Here is a 16804-nt window from a genome sequence, read left to right as displayed (position 1 = left end):
CAAAGAAAATTATAAAAATCAGTTCTTGCAAGTTATTTAACGCTTTATTCAAGAAAAAAATCGAGGTTTTTAAACAAAAATTACGCTATCAATGCTATAAGATTGATGGTCAACTCATTGCTAATTCCTCCATTATTGGTTCAAAACTGACATTTCTCCTGCCAAAGGCATCATTAGCTTGCGCTTGATTTCCGTTTCGTCAGATTCGTTCGCCAAAAGGAACATCATTTTGGTAACCGCAGCCTCTGTAGTAATGTCTGCACCACTTAAAACCCCAACCCTTTTTAGATCCATACTGGTCTGGTATCTTCCTTGTATTACCCTACCACCGTTGCATTGGGAAACATTTAAAATCAAAATCCCCCTATCCACTGCCGCTTCCATGGCTTTGATAAACCAACTTTCGCTAGGACTGTTTCCTGAACCATAGGTTTCCAACACTACCCCTTTTAAGCCTTTCATATTGAGGCAATGTTCGATTACCTGCACAGTAATCCCAGGAAACAATTTCAATACCATCACACTATTGTCAAGTTTGTTGAGATAGCGAAGTTTTTTACCTTCCTCATAAGGCCTAATGCTTGCATAGTTATAATCTATGATAATGCCGGATTCGGCAAGAGGAGGATAATTTTCTGACTCAAAGGCATCAAAATGGACACTTTGAACCTTTTTAGCTCGGTTGCCGCGTAATAACATGTGGTTAAAGAAGATGCACACCTCTGGTACAATGGGTTTACCATTTGCTTTGGAAATGGCTATTTCCAAAGAGGTCATCAGGTTTTCCCTAGCATCGGAACGCATCGCACTAATCGGAAGTTGGGCACCGGTAAAAATCACAGGTTTATTTAGCCCTTTAAGCATAAAGCTAAGCATAGAGGCACTGTAGGCCATGGTGTCCGTACCGTGCAGTACCACAAAGCCATCGTAGGTATCGTAGTTTTCGTAAATGATATAGGCCATGTCCACCCAATGGTTCAGGTTGATATTGGAGGAATCAATGGGCTCTGGAAATGAAATTACCGTAATACTAATGTTCAGGTTATTCAGGTTAGGTATCTTTTCAAGGATTTTACCGAAATTAAACGGCACTAAAGCCCCATTTTCATCATAAGCCATACCCAAAGTACCTCCTGTATAAATAATCAATACAGAGTGTTCAATTTCCTTTTTCGCCGCTGTGTTGAGCCTTACAATCTTATAATTCATCGGGAAGCAATTTGAAAACTTTTAATGCATTCCTATTTGTTATTTCTGACACTTCTGAGATACTTGTTCCGGTAAATTCAGCCATTTTTTCAGCAATATAAGGAATGTACTCAGGGGAATTCCTTTTCCCTCTGAAAGGAACAGGAGAAAGGAAAGGACTGTCTGTCTCAAGAACCAAATGCTCAAGCCCCAACTCTTTAATTACAGCACCTACCTCACTGTTTTTGAAAGTGAGTGTACCTCCTATTCCCAAATAAAACCCCATTTCTATGATCTGCCTGGCTTGCTCCACCGTTCCTGAAAAACAATGAAAAATTCCCGAAAGATTTTTATCACACAAAGGGCCGATCAAATCCAATGTTTCATCCAAAGATTCCCTGCAATGTAAAATCAATGGTAGTTGCTTTTCTTTGGCCCAATCAACATGTACTTTGAGAGAAGCTTTTTGTTCCTCCAAGTGCGTTTTGTCCCAATACAAATCAATGCCCGTCTCTCCCACTCCGTGAAATGTGTGTTTATCCCACCATTTTTCCATCTCGGACAAGGTTTTTTCAAAGTCTTTGTCCACATCACAAGGATGCAAGCCCAACATGGAATAGCAAACATTGGGAAACTTCTGCTCCAATGCCAACATGCCGTCTATAGAATCCAGGTCTATATTGGGCATAAAAATTTTAGCTATTCCTGAATCGTTGGCTCTTTGAACAACCTCCTCAACGTCTTCACTAAATTTTTTACTGTATATATGGGCATGGGTTTCTATAAATTTCATAAATAGCTTCGGTTTTTCCAGGTAAGGGCCACAGGACAAAAATAAAAAATTACTGTTGCCCAACTCACCCACCAATTATAAATTTCAAAGTATATAAAGTCTAAAAATCGGATTTTAATTCCAGTTTTCATGGAAAAAGTGCTTATAAATATTGACTGAAAGAAAATTTTAATCAACCAGAATCCTATTGTCCACAAGGGAACATAATAGATTCCAATCAATAAGCCAATGTAAAAAACCACCTGTAGTCCCAGCAAAACCTGCCAGATCAATGGTAGTAAAAAGGCTCCACGCATCCATCTTTTGCGCTGATGGAGCAAACCCTTTATTGTTTTTTCAGCTTTTGTTTTCACCAAAGAGGCTTTATTTACCACATGTATCGGCCGGTATCCCTTGTTATACAAAGCCTTGGAAATGGCCAGGTCCTCAGTAACCTCTTGCACAACGGAGTTAAATCCACCTACTTTTAAATAGGCCTCCTTTTCCATGGCCATATTGTTGCCCATAGCGGTCAGGGAGTAGCCCGAATCTGACACTACTTTTACCTTTCCCAACGTAAGCCACCAATCCAAAGCCTGCATGCGGGCAAACAAGCTATCTCCTGCTACGGTAGTGATACCAGTAACCAGACCATAATCTTTACTATACGCCTTTACAAATGACCTGCACCAGGATGTGGGCACAATGCAATCAGCATCTGTAAAAAACAATAACTCCGATTTTACTCTGCTTGCCATTACAGCCAATGCCAGGGCCTTCCCATTTTGTCCTTTTTCAGGCCTCTTCTTAAGAGGTACCAAAATTCTGTTTTCAGCCTTAGAAGTCCAATTCTGTAAAATTTCGGCGGTTTCATCCTCGCTATGGTCATCAGCGACCAAAAACGTGATTTTTTCTGATGGGTAATCTATATTTTCAAGCGCTTTGAGGCAATCCTGAAGGTTATCGACTTCATTGCGACATGGAAGGAGAACTGATATGAAAGGCATTTCCTCCACAACATTGCTGTATTCTTTAAATTTGAAGCGGAGCAATAAGGACAAGGCAGCATACATTAGTGTAACCAAAATCACGATAAAAAGGGCTGCTTGACCTACCATGTCTTATAATAATGCCGTTTGAAATCCTTGAGAGGACAAATACTCCAAATAACCTGGTAAAATCTTCTGAAGATTATTTTTGGATTTGAGCTGGTCATGAAACAAAACAATGGAACCATTTTCTGTATGTTCCTTAATTTTATTCAGCGCAACTCCTGTATTTAAACCGTTTTTAAAATCCCATGAAATCACGTCCCAAAGAATAATTTCATAATTCTGCGACAAATGCCGAGAATAACGCCCATTTATCCAACCGTAGGGGGGACGAAATGTTTTGGTGTCAACACCAGTCTTCTCCAATATCACCTTTCGGCATTGTTCCAGGTCATCTAGGTACACGGTAAGTGGTGTTTTGCCAGCCCTCAGATGATGATAGGTATGGTTCCCGACCCCATGACCTTCCTGAATAATTTCATTGGCTAAAGCAGGATTTTTGAACACATTGTCTCCCACCATAAAGAATGTGGCCTTCATCTCCTGTTCGTCCAATAGCTTCAACACATAATCAGATACTGAAGGTACTGGACCATCATCAAAAGTCAGGTATACCGTTTTTTTGTTGCGGTCTTTGTGCCAAGTATAGCCATTAAAGAGGCTCGGTATTATACCCGGAACTTTATAGAATTGCATATCAATTGAATTGAAGGCTTAGCAAGGTAATGTCGTCCCTTCCGGGAATACCGTCTGAAAACTCGGCTAAAGCACTAAGGAATCCTTCATGAAATCGTTCAGGGTTATAGGATGGATGAGCATCTATATAGGCCAAAAATCTTTCTTCACCAAACTCCTCTCCGCTAGGGTTCAAGGCTTCTGTCAAACCATCAGTATAAAGATGAAGCATAAAATGATCAAGGTTTTCTCTCTCTCCCTGTTCCATAAAAGGCAATGTTTCGAAAGCTCCCAATATGGTGGTACCAGCTTCCAGCAGTTCTGGAGAATCGCTTGCACTGGTGCACAATACCGGAGGATTATGTCCAGCATTGACATAGCTTAGTTTCTTTTGACTATAGGAATAATGTCCTAGAAAAAAGGTAATAAACCTTTCCCCTTTTGTAGTATCAAAGGTGGAAAAATTCAATTGCTCTACAATGGTTTTCAAATCGGTTCCGCTACGAAGAAGGGTTCTAAGCGCTGCCTGAAAATTGGACATCAGCAGTGATGCCGGCATTCCTTTACCAGAAACATCTCCTACACAGAAATAGACATCATCTTCAGACCTTTCAATCAAATCATAATAATCACCCCCAACAGAACTGTGAGGGATATAGGTTACTTTAGCTTTTAGCGTATTGTGATCTGGTAGTGTAGCTGGAAATAACATGCGTTGCACATTGCTCGCAATCTCCATTTCCTTACGAAAACTTTCCTGTTCCAGCTGCTTTCTGGCAAAACGCTTGTTCTCCAATGCCACCACAAGTATGTTTGTCAATGCTTGGGTAAAATCCAGATCCAAACCTGCATCTCCATCTTTGGTACTCAAGAAGAGGATGGCAAGCATTTTATCTTTATGGTAAACGGGCACATAAATATTTACCTCCGCAAAGGAATATTCTTCAGAAAGGGAAAGGCTGAGTTTGCCTAGTTCTTTGTTTTCCTGCACATCGGCTTTCTGAATTTTTTCCGGCAGCTTTTCTTTGACCTGATGGGAAATTCTTCTTAGGAAAAATTGTTCTTGTTGGTTATAGACATAGAGCACCAGAGATTTGATATTCAAATGAACCAGACAGGTGAACTTAAAAATATTTAAAAGTACGCTCTCATTTTTATTTTCGTTGATGGCTTGGGTGATCTCCAGCAATGCTTTTAATTCCAGTTCCTTTCTTTGGTACTTAATTGTCTCTGCAGTCATTTTATAAGGTATTGTGATTGAGCAGACCCTCTTTGGTAGCAAGGTAATAGTAAGTCTTTCCTTTATCGGTTAAAGGCAGGGCATCGAAAATTTCATTTTCCGGTGCAGCATAACATCTTATCCAACCTTTTTCCACTAGCTGAGCTAAATTTTCCAATAACTTGTGGTCTTCCCATTCCAAACTAGATTTCAGGTATTGATAGGATTGAAGGAAATACAATTCATCCAAAAGGTCAAATTCGTCATTTGTCATTGTCGCCTCTCTTTTAAGTCTAATCACAAAATTAAGGGATTCATTAGCTTTTCCTTCCTTTCCAGGTATAATTTCCAAAAATCGCAAAAGGAAGAGTGCAAAGCACAAGCAAAGGATAAATCCAGCCTGCTAAAAACCAGCTTAGATTGGAAGGTTTTACCCTATAATGATCCAAAACTTTTCCTAAAACTTCTTTTTCTATTTTAAACCTTAAAACCCAAAAAACCAGCATCCCCAATGTGAATTTCCAGGAAATAAATACCAAAGGAATACTTGTCAGTAAAAGAAAACAAAAGGCAGCAAGCATTACCGCGGATAGCCAGTGTTTTAGTTCTTTGTGGGCATTCCATTTGCTGGCCCATCTTGAGCGCTGCCGTATCCAATCTTTTGGGGTCTTTAATTCATGGGTTTTTACCAAAGAAAAGGGTGTTATAAGGTAATCCAAAGCTGAAGGCCCAAATGTATTGCTTAATTTTTTAAGTAAAAATTCATCATCTCCTGAAAGAATATGAGCATTCCCTTCATATCCAGCTACGGCGTTAAAGGCTTGCTTTCGGAAAGCCAGATTGGCCCCACTGCACATTAATGGCTCTCCCTTGGCAAAAGACGCCTGTGTCATTAGAATTAAGCTGGCCCATTCTATTTGCTGAAAATCACTGAAAACACCTTTGCTAGAAATAGTCATCACAGGACCAGTCACCAATTGGATGTTTGGGTCCTGAAATGGAGCGGTAAGATGGGACAACCAGGCTTTGTTGACCCTAACATCAGCATCGGTAGTAACAATAATTTCTGATTTACTGGCTTGAATCCCTGTGCTTAGCGCCGCTTTCTTCCCTACGCCCTTACTCTTGATTAACTGCCAGTTAATTAGGTTGTGCTTTTCAATAAACCGATTCACCATCTCAGCTCCATTGTCCTCACTGTGGTCATCGATTAAGGTCACATTCACCAATGGAGGAAGGGTATCCGCAAAGTGAGGGAGCAATAGGCTTAGGTTATTTTCTTCATTTCTGAAAGGTACCAATAAAGTACATTGATTTAGGAAACTTTGGTCATCCGTTTCTAAAGGCCCTAGCTTTCTTGTCTGGTCATCCCAAACCCTTATCAAATACCTCAATCCCCAGAAGTAAGCTACGGAAAATAAAAAATAGAACATTGCAAGGACAAGCATTTTATGGGCATTAGAGGATTTATGGTAAATTGCACCGATGAGTAAAATTGTAAAAAATCCAGTCAAAGAAAAAATAATTTTGGGTATTGACCCTGGAACTACAGTAATGGGTTATGGTTTAATTTTGGTCAAAGGATCTAAATACAGTATAATTGAGTTTGGCGTCATTCATTTGAAAAAATACAGTGACCATGCATTGAAACTCAAAAAGATTTTTGAAAAGATAACTTATATTATAGAAACCCATAGGCCAGACTCCATGGCCTTGGAAGCACCATTTTTTGGGCAAAATGTACAGTCCATGCTTAAATTAGGAAGGGCACAAGGGGTAGCCATGGCGGCAGCCCTAGCAAAGGAGGTATCTATTACAGAATATTCTCCCAAGAAAGTGAAGCAATCGGTAACAGGCAATGGAAATGCTTCCAAAGAGCAGGTGGCTGAAATGCTTAAATCCTTGTTGAACTTTGAAGAGGTACCAAAATTACTGGATGCAACAGATGCTTTGGCCGTCGCATTGTGCCACCATTTTCATGATGGAAGAATTCAGACCAAAGGGAGAAGTGGTGGCTGGAAGTCATTCATTACTGAAAATCCTGATCGAATTAAAAAATAATTTTTCCCCATTAAATTAGAATTCTAGTCCATAATTGATAAATTAGTAAAGAACTAAACCCATATAGCTATGAAAAAAACGGTATTGGAATGTGAACACTGTTTGACTGATTTTATCAGCCAATTGAATGAATTACGTGATTTGATTCAGGAAGGACAAAGTCATGGAATGAATGATGCCATACGCGCCAAATTAATCGTAAGTTTTGAAAAATCCCATGATGCTGCTTTAGAAACCATAGCCTCATATTTCAAATCACAAGGCAAAGCACCTTTTTCTGGCTCTAGAGACCTAACCGTAGAAGCATTTCATGCTGATCTAATAGATGATGGACAAGGCTGGCTGGACATGATCATTCACAGAATAAAATACAATCCACTCTATCCGGGTGATTATTTGGGTTCTCTTTCTGAAAACATCGTCAAAAAATACCTGGGCTTTTTGGAGGGATTCGAAAGGAACATGGAAAAAAAACTGGATAGCTGAGTGATTTAGCCCCATTCAATTTTTTTTATTTTTTTTTCAAACCCTTGTAGCACAACAGCAAAAAATTTCGTCTTGGCTGAGAATAGTAAAATAAATCATTCAGAAATTATCCTTTTACCTTTTCCCAATATGCCATGAAAACAAAATTACACCCTCATTTTATTTTAGGGATGCAGTTTATGCTCTCCCTAATGATGGTCTTGGTGCTTCCATCCTGTGAAGATCAAATTGAGACCACCTATACCTATCAAACACAGGTACCTGTTTTTATAGAGGTAAACTCGTTTAGGGAAGCTGACATTGTCATTGAACCGGGCATACCACTGGATCAGCCGGGAAAAATTTACATTTATGGTGATTACCTTTTTATCTCAGAACCCGGGGAAGGCATCCATTTACTTGATAATTCAGATCCATCGAACCCTCAAAACCTAAATTTCATCAATATCCCTGGCACAGGGGACATGGCTATCAATGAAAACATTTTGTATGCCGACAATTATATTGACTTATTGGCCTTTGATATCTCGAACCCTGAAAACATTCAGTTGGTAAAAAGGGAAAAAGATGTTTTTCCTAACCTCTATTCCAATGAAGAAACAGGTACCATTATGACTTATAAGGACACCGTCATTACCTCCACTGAGTCAAATATGCGCTGGAATAGTTGGGGAAGACCTACTTTTAGGACGGACATGATGACATTTGAGTCTGTTTCATACGCCAAATCTGATGGTGGGCAGAGCTATGGACAAGGTGGATCCATGGCGAGATTCACCCTTTTAGGTGGGCACCTCTATACAGTGGACAACAATAGCATGAGGATTTTTAATGTAGAAAAGCCTATGGACCCCAAATACCTCAGCGATATAAACTTAGGTTGGGGTATAGAAACAATCTTTCCATTTAAAGGAAACCTTTTTATTGGTTCTATGTCGGGCATGCACATTTATGATGCCAGCAACCCTGCAGAACCTAGGGAAATGGCTGTTTATTCTCACATAACCTCTTGTGATCCGGTGGTAGTCAATGATGATTATGCCTTCGTGACCTTGAGAAGTGCGGCCATTTGCCAAAATGGAGCCAATGAACTACATGTATTGGACATTAAAGACCTTAACTCCCCTACCCTATTGAAGGCTTATCCTATGGACAATCCACATGGCCTGGGACTTTCAGGGGATTACCTTTACTTGGCAGAAGGAGATCAAGGATTAAAGAGTTTCAATGTTTCAGATGTAATGGAGATCACAAACAACCAGTTGGAACATCTTAAAAACCTCGTTTCCATAGACATTATTCCCGGACCGAAATCGCTTATTGTTATAGGGCCTGATGGGGTTTGTCAATTTGATTACTCTGATCCGGAGAAACTTAAAAAATTAAGCTGTATTAATGTTTCCAACGATTAGATGAAAAATCTTTTGTTACTTTTCCTAGCAGCATTCATTTGGTCCTGTCCCCTGATCAGCAAGGGGCAGGATTTAACCTTTGTAAACCATTCCGAATTGGGTCTGCTTACAGGTTCTGATAACTTTGGACCCCGAAACAATTTCACCTTTCAAACTTTCAATGGTTTTCAACTCACCCGCAGACATGCTGTTGGCTTCGTGACGGGACTGGACCAGTATGCAAACTATTCTGTCCTTCCCTTAGCTTTAGGTTGGCGAGGAGTTTTAAATCCTCAAAACAAATGGCAGATGTATGGAGCTGGGGAATTAGGTTATGGTTCTGCCGTTTTTGAAAGAGAAGAAGTAAATGAGTGGGGCCAACACAATTGGCGCAAAGGAGGCGTGATGGGACAAGTAACTATTGGCTTCAGATACAAAACCAAAAAGGCCAATTTCTGGACCTTAAGTGTTTCATTGAAGCGACAGATCGGTTATTTTTATACTGGCAACCCCTCCAGACTATCCCCAAATCGTAACCGACCCGAAGATTGGAACTACTTTGAAGTAGACAAAGTCACCTTCAATAATCTTGTCTATAGAATTGGGTATTGGTTTTAAAAGGTATACAATCAATTCCATTTTCTTTGGCAACTGATCAAACTATTTCGATTAATTGAATGTCTTTCCAAGCCTTTATTCAACCCACTTCTATGTTGCTTTCCTAATTTCCGAGAACATTTTTTTCATGAAAGAGTTTTTTTTTAACTTCAGAGCATGAACCTGAAGGGGAAATGGGCTCTGCTGGAGAGCAACCTATTAGCAATAAGGTTCATGACGGAGAATATACTTCCAGGCCCCTTTAAATAGGGGATGTTTTAATCTTTATAATTCTTTGTCTTTTGATAGCTTAAAAAAATAGCGAAACCACTATTCAATCCAATGATTAAGTGGTTTCGCTACAAATTATAGTAGGTAGGTAAGTCAATTTAGCTTTAACAGCTAAACCTGAAAAACTTAGAGCACTTAAGGGAAATAAAATCCATTTGGCCCTCTGCCTACAGCTGTCTGATCGATAAGATCTCCCTGGGCATTGATACGCATCACCGTACCATTGCCTTGCCAGCCATTGTGCTCTCCGATATACAAGGTTTGCGTGTCGTTATCAAAACCCAAACCATAAAAGTTACTTCCGGAATAAAAATCCGCATCCACAACCGAAGCAGAAGCTATGGACAGTTTCACTACCACATCTTCCGTAGTCTGATTGCTAATGACAAACAATTCACCACTATTATTGATGGTGAAATTACCATTGTAAATGCTATTGCTCACAGGAAATTCAAGGGTCTCTACCACTTCAAAGGTAGCTGAATTCAGCTTGTGTAGATAGATCTTCTCACTGTCGTTGGCATAGAGGTAATGACTTCCCTGAAATTCAAAAAAGAAAAATGGCGTTCCATCTACATCTACAGTTTTCTCTACCTCATCCTCTCCAACTTCTATCACAGCTATGGTTCCCAGTTGACAAGCTACCAATACTCTGTCCCCAACAAAAGCAAGCCCCTCAGGCCTAGAAGGTGTAGGGATTTTATAGGCAATCTCCCCTCCTGTTACATTCTCAACAACAGCCACAAAAGATTCGGTGTTGCTCCAAGTGGCATCATAAGGTCCCCAATCACTAATGTACAATTTACCATCAGCCTTAACCATACTCCGGCTATTTACCAGGTCATTATTGACTGCCCCCACAGAAATAAAATCTGCAGATTGAACCACTTCTACTTTTCCGGTATTGGCTACCAGGTAAGTATAGTCTTCATAGCTAATCAAATCCTGAAGCAACCCCGCAAAAGGTCTGGTATTAATGTTTTCAAAAACATTGGCTTCTGCCTCTGCTGTATTTTTATCAAAATGGTAAACTTCACCATCGTTGGCACCAAATGCCCCTTCATTGATTATCAGCACACCATTTTCATAGGCCCCCTGAGGAATTTCAACTGGATCCGTCCCGCAGGATACCAAAAGGGCAAACAAAAACAACTTACAGGCTAACTGCATTTTTTTCATAACACTACATTTAAATTAAATTGAAAATTTCTTCCAGGCATGGATCTCAGGCGAACCACCTGATAATCCACATTGAAAATGTTATTTGTATGTAATCCCAGATTCCCTTTTAGTTTTCCTTTCCAATCGAAGGCAAAAGTGAACCCCATATCCCACAAGTTGTAAGAAGCCAAAAGGGTTTGGTTATCCGTGGTCACATACCTTTCACTTGTCCATTGCTGTTGAATGTAGATCTTGTAGGGGCCATTTTGAAGGTTTCCTTGGGTACGAACTTTATGCTTTGGAACATAGGGCAATTGCTTTCCTTGACTAAGGGGATTTCCTTGATCTCCAGATTGATTGATTGCGCTATTCATACTGTAGTCCACGTTCAATCCCCAGCTATTTCGACCTTGCTTGAATTGACCTTTAAAAAAATACTCAAGTCCCTGATTGACTACTGAACGTACATTCTCCGCCTGCCAATACGTGCTATTTGGCAACCATAAAATCCAATCATCTACACCCATATGAAAATAGGTAAGCCTTTTTTCGATACTAAATGCGGATAATTTGGCCTTGCTGGTAAGTCCAATTTCTTTACTAAGACTTTTCTCAGGAATCAAATCAGGATTGCCACCCGGCACCCACAACCTATCGTTTAAAGTAGGGATTTTAAAGCTTCTCGACAGGTTACTTATTAGTTGCCAATTCCACCTTTTTGAAGTGAGAAAAGCCCATTCCACACCCAAGGAAGGAGTAAAAGGCGCTGCTTCTCCTTCATGGATTAGCTGCCTGAGTTGCATGGAAATTCCCAAGTTTTGCCATGGTTTGAAATTGGTGGCCTGATACAATTCTAACCGTTGTTCCTGACTGTCGTAGGTTGCCAACTGCCCTTTGATATGGGAATATCGTATGCCAGCTAGGGTCTGCCATTTTTGAGAGAAAGAGTAATCCAATGAAGTACCTAGCAAAAACAAGCGGGTTTGGTTTCTATCTGTATTAAAAACCATCACATCACTGGATATCCCAGTATTAGCGGCCCAAGTAAAATTTTCGCCTGTAAAGGCATAATCTATCACAGTCCTGACGCTGCGGTCTTCTTGCACATCACTTACTGCTGAACCCAACAAAGGTTGTATTTGCCTGTCATTGGAATTGATCCATAGGTTGGCATTTAAAGTCTGTTTCCGGCTTATTTTAAAAGCAATATCCTGCACCAAACCAATTTGCGAAACCCTGGCATGAGCCTGCCGTTTTTCTGGGGTACCGGGGCTTGCCCAATCCTTATAGGTGAAATTATTTGCTGTATAATTTCTATAGACATTGGTTCGGAAGGCAAATTTTTCAGCTTCCTGACGGTAGCTCACCTGCTGGTGCCAGCGACCAAAACTGCCCAAAAGTGTCCCTATTTTCAATTCATTGCCGGTATTGAAATCCAGATCAGAAGACATATGAACAGATCCACCAATGGCATCAGTACCGTACAAAGCCCCTGAGCTACCATAATGAATATTCACTTCATCAAAGCCACCTATCGGGAAAATCGAATAATCAGCCTGCCCTAATGAAGGGCTATTCACTGGCAATCCATTCCAAAACAAGGCATTGTGTCCGGCTGAAGTGCCGCGCATACTTAGGGAAGCTAACATCCCCGATCCGTACTGTCTTAAAAACAAGCCAGTCTCCTGCTGTAAAACCTCCCCCAGTGAATATCCGGACAATTGGTCTAACCTGTCCGAATCAAGGGTTCTTACATATTGACCGAAAGCATACTTTCTTAAAGCAGCGGCATGCACTTCCACCTTGGCAAGCTCCAAAGTATCTTGTCGGAAGACCCTTGCGGAATCAGGTTCGCTCTGCCAACCCGTTATAAAGAAAACCAAACAAGCAATTAATGACATCCTCTTTCTTTTTATTAAGTATCCATGATTTTACACATTTCGGAATAAATAGAGAATGGAATAATAACTGTTGGACAAGCCAAAATAACCTTTGAGGCGCATCTGGCTTGGGTACCAATATTCAATAAATGAAAATATTGAAAACAGCTAAAACTTTCTTCTCAGCTTTTCTCCCGAAAGCCATGAATGGTAAGATTTTAATGGCAGGTCTCCTGACTTCCCAAGGTAAATCCGCCTTCTCACCCCAAATGGGACAATGGCAAAGGATGGATTTCCATTTTCTTTATTGCTACAAAGATTGGGTTACAGTTGCGGGGACAGTTTCGGTTTCACACCGAATTCCCTATTAATCCCGAGGGCCTGGTTAAGGATCGGGAACCATAAATCGGCACAAACATACGGCAAAAACTCTATTCAAAAAACTTTTGATAAAATTAAGCTGTTGGAAATGGACGCTGCAATGGTTTACTTTGAGCTGAAAATCAAATCCTGTTTATTCATTTTTATTAAGAAATGACTGTTATCCGTCTATTAATTTTTGTTTTATTAATTCTTCCGGCATGCCAGCAAGCCAGTCAAGAAGGCACTATGGATGCCCTGGAAGAAGTCCCCTTAATGCACGCAAAAGGTTTTTCACTTTTCCGCGGGGAAAATTATCATATAATTGAAATTGTCCAACAGGAAGGTGAAAACCAACGCTTTTTGGTTTATGATTCACAAAAAGAAATTGATTTTCTTGACATCCCCATTGATGCAAAAATTGTTTCAGGCAGCCATAAAATAATATTGTCTGCCACCCCACAAGTTGCTCATTTGGATTACCTCAATGCTGAAGTAAGTCTAATGGCATTCCCGGATCTTGACCTAATAACTTCTGAAAAAGTCAGAAAAAGAATCAATGACAACAAAGTCATCGACTTGGGAAAAGGACCGACCTGGGATTTAGAAAAAATCATCGACCTTCAACCAGACTGGGTCATGGTTTCAGGATTTGGAGAAACCTCTAAAATGGTAGAGCGATTGAAATCAGCAAAAATACCGGTTATTGTCAACAAGGAATACCAGGAAAAGCACCCTTTGGGAAGGGCCGAATGGATTAAAGTAACTGGGATATTGTTGGGAAAACAGGAAGAGGCCTCAGCAGTATATTCAAAAATAGCCACCAATTATAAAGCTGCTCAAGAACGCGCCAGCCTTGTTGCTGCTGAAGAAAAACCTTCTGTTCTCTCAGGCTCCATGTACAAAGACATTTGGTATGCACCTGCTAAAGACAGTTGGGGCGCTAAGATCATAGCAGATGCGGCAGGACAATACCTTTTTGACAGTATGGAAGGAACCGGAAGTTTGACTTTAAACTATGAGTTTGTTTTGGACAAGGCCAGCCAAGCAGATTATTGGATAGGGGCAGCCGATTATGCCACTTTGGGCAGTATGGTTGCTCAAAACCCCAAGTACAGTGACTTTGAGGCTTACAAAAAGAAAAATGTATATACCTACACGCTGGGCAAAGGGGAAACCGGTGGATTTAGGTATTTTGAAGAGGGATACCTGCGGCCAGATTTGGTGCTTTTGGACATGATCAAAATTCTCCATCCTGAAAAGGCGGTGGACCATCAATTTAGGTATTTCCAAAAATTAGAGGATTAGGCATATGACTCACCGCGTTAAATTTACTTTTTGTCTGATTTTAATGGTCCTACTGTGGCTATTAAATCTAAGTCTTGGTTCCCTGTCTATTCCGGTAGTCTCCTTTTTGGAAAGACTGGTGGGAATTCCTTTCCCTAGGGAGAGTTGGGAAATAATTGTTATGGACTACAGGATCCCCAAATCGTTTACTGCGATATTGGCTGGAATAGGACTTTCGGTGAGTGGCTTGCAGATGCAGACATTCTTTAGAAATCCTCTGGCGGGACCCTTCGTATTAGGCATCAGCTCTGGAGCAGGCCTAGGGGTGGCCTTATTGTCTATGGCAGGAACGGCCTTTGGTTGGCAAATTTTGTCCGGCACACCCAATTATTGGGCAGCCATCATCGCCTCAAGTGCTGGGGCTATCGGCGTATTGGTATTGATGGGACTAGCAGCGTGGAAAGTAAAAGACAGCATGACTTTGTTGATTGTAGGCTTGATGTTTGGAAGTGCCGCATCTTCCATCGTTACCCTATTGTCTTATTTCAGCTCTGCTGAAGAATTGAAAATGTTTACCCTATGGTCCATGGGCAATCTTGGAAATACAGGTTGGCCTGAACTGGGAATGTTATCAGGAGCTATATTTATAGGTCTGTCATTGGTAATATTTTCCGTGAAATCATATAATGCCATGCTTTTGGGAGAGGCTTATGCCAAAAGCATGGGTATAAATTTCCAAAAATTGCAGTGGATAATGATTGTCAGTACGGGTATATTAACCGGAGGTATTACCGCTTTTTGCGGGCCAATTGCCTTTATTGGTATTGCCGTTCCCCACCTTGCCAGACTTCTATTTAAGACCAATGACCACAGGGTATTGTTTCCTGCAACCGCTCTGCTAGGGATTTTGGTATTGTTGGCATGCGACACCTTAAGTCAATTGCCTGGCTATGCCTCCAGCCTACCAATCAATGCAGTAACCACTGCATTTGGTGCACCCTTAATCATCTGGTTAATTATGAAAAGGAATTTTAGTGAGGCATTTTAATTATTGACGCAATGGAGATCCATCAAAATAGCCACAGACAAGCTAAGCCTTGCATCCATGCAAAAAATTTGGTATTAGGATATGTCGTAGAACAGCAGGTCAACACCATAGCAAATGATATTTCCTTTGATTTATATAATGGAGAATTAACCTGCATGATGGGGCCCAATGGAGTTGGGAAATCCACTCTATTGAAAGCCATTATGAACCAAAACCCGCCATTAAAAGGTGATATATGGTTGGATAAGAAAGAAATCCGGCTAATGAATGAGCAAGACAGGGCTAAAAACATTGCTGTTGTGTTAACAGAGAAAATCCGTTCTGGCCTTATGACTGTTCGGGAGCTCGTAGCGCTAGGCCGAACACCTCATACAGGATGGTTGGGGCACTTAAGTAAGGCTGACAATAAAATTGTTAATCAAGTATTGGAAATGACCCATCTTGAAGTGATAGCTCAAAAGAAATTGTCCGAACTGAGCGATGGACAAAGGCAAACAGCTATGATAGGCAGAGCCCTGGCGCAAGACAGTAGTATTATGATCTTGGACGAGCCCACCGCTCACCTGGACCTCACCAATCGTTTCGAAATAATGTATTTGCTAAAAAAATTAGCAAAGGAAGCAGGCAAAGCCGTTTTGGTTGTTACCCATGACCTTGAAGTAGCCATGGAAACAGCCGATCAACTTTGGATCATGACCAATCAGGAACCTCTGGTTTCTGGAAGCCCAGAAGATTTAATGCTGGAAGGTCAAGTTCAAAAATTACTGCCAGGAAACAAATGGGAGATTGATGCTAGTAATGGCAAAATTCGATTAAAGAACCCAGGTGTTTTACCTGAAATAGTCGGTCCTGAACATTTGGTCTATTGGCTTAGGAATGCATTAAGGAAAAATACAGAAATCCCAATGCCAGAAAAAATAAGCCTCACTGAGAATCCATTTGAGATAACAATTTATAGGGATCAATACAATTTTACTTTTTCAAAGATTTCAGAAATGGTTAGATTTTTAAAAACCACAAACAACTAAAAAACTTTTATATTATTTTGTTTATAAATTATAAAAACATTTATTATATTGTTAACTATATAACCGCAAATTAAAATTCTACACATAAAGATTAAGTCGATTTAACCCGGATTATGTAATAGAATTTCTCCGCCCTGACAAGGTCAGGGGTGATGCCTTTCCCGTGTTTACGGGAAGTGTTGCAATCGCAAGAAAATCGGTCGTGTACTGAAATAGGTTGACACAATTTAATTAAAAATTGTAAACCTATAATCGGACAAAATGAGTGAATTACAAAAGTTCTCCGAAGATGCAAGGAGAAAAATCGT

Annotated in this window: 16 protein-coding genes and 1 riboswitch; of the genes, 7 read left to right on the top strand and 9 right to left on the bottom strand. The window is 40.3% G+C overall.

Annotated elements, in window-relative coordinates; genetic code table 11:
• Positions 1–132: 132 nt before the first annotated feature.
• From AC13EX_RS18460 to AC13EX_RS18430, 7 genes are read right to left on the bottom strand one after another with little or no spacing between them, the layout of a single operon-like run.
• Positions 133–1209, bottom strand: a complete 1077-nt coding sequence (locus AC13EX_RS18460) for an asparaginase (RefSeq protein WP_048642765.1) — start codon at positions 1207–1209, stop codon at positions 133–135.
• Positions 1199–1981 carry a TatD family hydrolase gene (locus AC13EX_RS18455; protein WP_482893841.1) on the bottom strand — a complete coding sequence of 261 codons (783 nt, stop codon included), beginning with the start codon at positions 1979–1981 and terminating at the stop codon, positions 1199–1201. Before AC13EX_RS18455 ends, AC13EX_RS18460 begins: the two co-directional genes overlap by 11 nt.
• Entirely contained in the window at positions 1978–3078 is a 1101-nt protein-coding gene (locus AC13EX_RS18450) for a glycosyltransferase (protein ID WP_482893840.1), read from the bottom strand. Before AC13EX_RS18450 ends, AC13EX_RS18455 begins: the two co-directional genes overlap by 4 nt.
• A 3-nt stretch (positions 3079–3081) precedes the next feature.
• On the bottom strand, positions 3082–3708 hold the full coding sequence (locus tag AC13EX_RS18445; protein WP_482893839.1) for a polysaccharide deacetylase family protein: 627 nt from the start codon (positions 3706–3708) through the stop codon (positions 3082–3084).
• Position 3709: 1 nt separating this feature from the next.
• Entirely contained in the window at positions 3710–4927 is a 1218-nt protein-coding gene (locus AC13EX_RS18440; protein ID WP_482893838.1) for a PP2C family protein-serine/threonine phosphatase, read from the bottom strand.
• 1 nt (position 4928) lies between these two features.
• A complete protein-coding gene (locus AC13EX_RS18435) occupies positions 4929–5180 on the bottom strand; it encodes a hypothetical protein (protein ID WP_482893837.1) in 252 nt (83 codons plus the stop codon).
• 43 nt (positions 5181–5223) lie between these two features.
• Positions 5224–6339, bottom strand: a complete 1116-nt coding sequence (locus AC13EX_RS18430) for a glycosyltransferase (RefSeq protein WP_482893836.1) — start codon at positions 6337–6339, stop codon at positions 5224–5226.
• Positions 6340–6391: 52 nt separating this feature from the next.
• Between AC13EX_RS18430 and ruvC the strand changes: the two genes are divergently transcribed.
• The 4 genes from ruvC (at position 6392) to AC13EX_RS18410 (ending at position 9462) form a co-directional block, all read left to right on the top strand.
• Positions 6392–6967: a crossover junction endodeoxyribonuclease RuvC gene (gene ruvC / locus AC13EX_RS18425; protein ID WP_482893835.1), complete on the top strand. Its 576-nt coding sequence runs from the start codon at positions 6392–6394 to the stop codon at positions 6965–6967.
• Between the two features lie 69 nt (positions 6968–7036).
• A complete protein-coding gene (locus tag AC13EX_RS18420; RefSeq protein WP_482893834.1) occupies positions 7037–7453 on the top strand; it encodes a nucleotidyltransferase substrate binding protein in 417 nt (138 codons plus the stop codon).
• Between the two features lie 134 nt (positions 7454–7587).
• Entirely contained in the window at positions 7588–8865 is a 1278-nt protein-coding gene (locus AC13EX_RS18415; protein ID WP_482893833.1) for an LVIVD repeat-containing protein, read from the top strand.
• Complete coding sequence (locus AC13EX_RS18410; protein ID WP_482893832.1) at positions 8866–9462, top strand: hypothetical protein; 597 nt, start codon at positions 8866–8868, stop codon at positions 9460–9462.
• Positions 9463–9867: 405 nt separating this feature from the next.
• Here the strand turns inward: AC13EX_RS18410 and AC13EX_RS18405 are convergent, their stop codons facing one another.
• Together AC13EX_RS18405 and AC13EX_RS18400 are read right to left on the bottom strand one after the other, a co-directional pair.
• Complete coding sequence (locus tag AC13EX_RS18405) at positions 9868–10911, bottom strand: YncE family protein (protein WP_482893831.1); 1044 nt, start codon at positions 10909–10911, stop codon at positions 9868–9870.
• On the bottom strand, positions 10908–12794 hold the full coding sequence (locus AC13EX_RS18400; RefSeq protein WP_482893830.1) for a TonB-dependent receptor: 1887 nt from the start codon (positions 12792–12794) through the stop codon (positions 10908–10910). Before AC13EX_RS18400 ends, AC13EX_RS18405 begins: the two co-directional genes overlap by 4 nt.
• A gap of 185 nt (positions 12795–12979) precedes the next feature.
• Positions 12980–13192, bottom strand: a riboswitch (cobalamin riboswitch).
• 115 nt (positions 13193–13307) lie between these two features.
• Between AC13EX_RS18400 and AC13EX_RS18395 the strand changes: the two genes are divergently transcribed.
• From AC13EX_RS18395 to AC13EX_RS18385, 3 genes are read left to right on the top strand one after another with little or no spacing between them, the layout of a single operon-like run.
• Positions 13308–14441, top strand: a complete 1134-nt coding sequence (locus AC13EX_RS18395; RefSeq protein ID WP_482893829.1) for an ABC transporter substrate-binding protein — start codon at positions 13308–13310, stop codon at positions 14439–14441.
• 43 nt (positions 14442–14484) lie between these two features.
• Complete coding sequence (locus tag AC13EX_RS18390) at positions 14485–15468, top strand: iron chelate uptake ABC transporter family permease subunit (protein ID WP_482893828.1); 984 nt, start codon at positions 14485–14487, stop codon at positions 15466–15468.
• Positions 15469–15479: 11 nt separating this feature from the next.
• Complete coding sequence (locus AC13EX_RS18385; RefSeq protein ID WP_482893827.1) at positions 15480–16496, top strand: ABC transporter ATP-binding protein; 1017 nt, start codon at positions 15480–15482, stop codon at positions 16494–16496.
• The last annotated feature ends 308 nt before the right edge of the window (positions 16497–16804 follow it).

The sequence above is a fragment of the Cyclobacterium sp. L-R genome, assembly GCF_056859355.1.
This window is presented reverse-complemented; position numbering and strand designations above follow the sequence as displayed.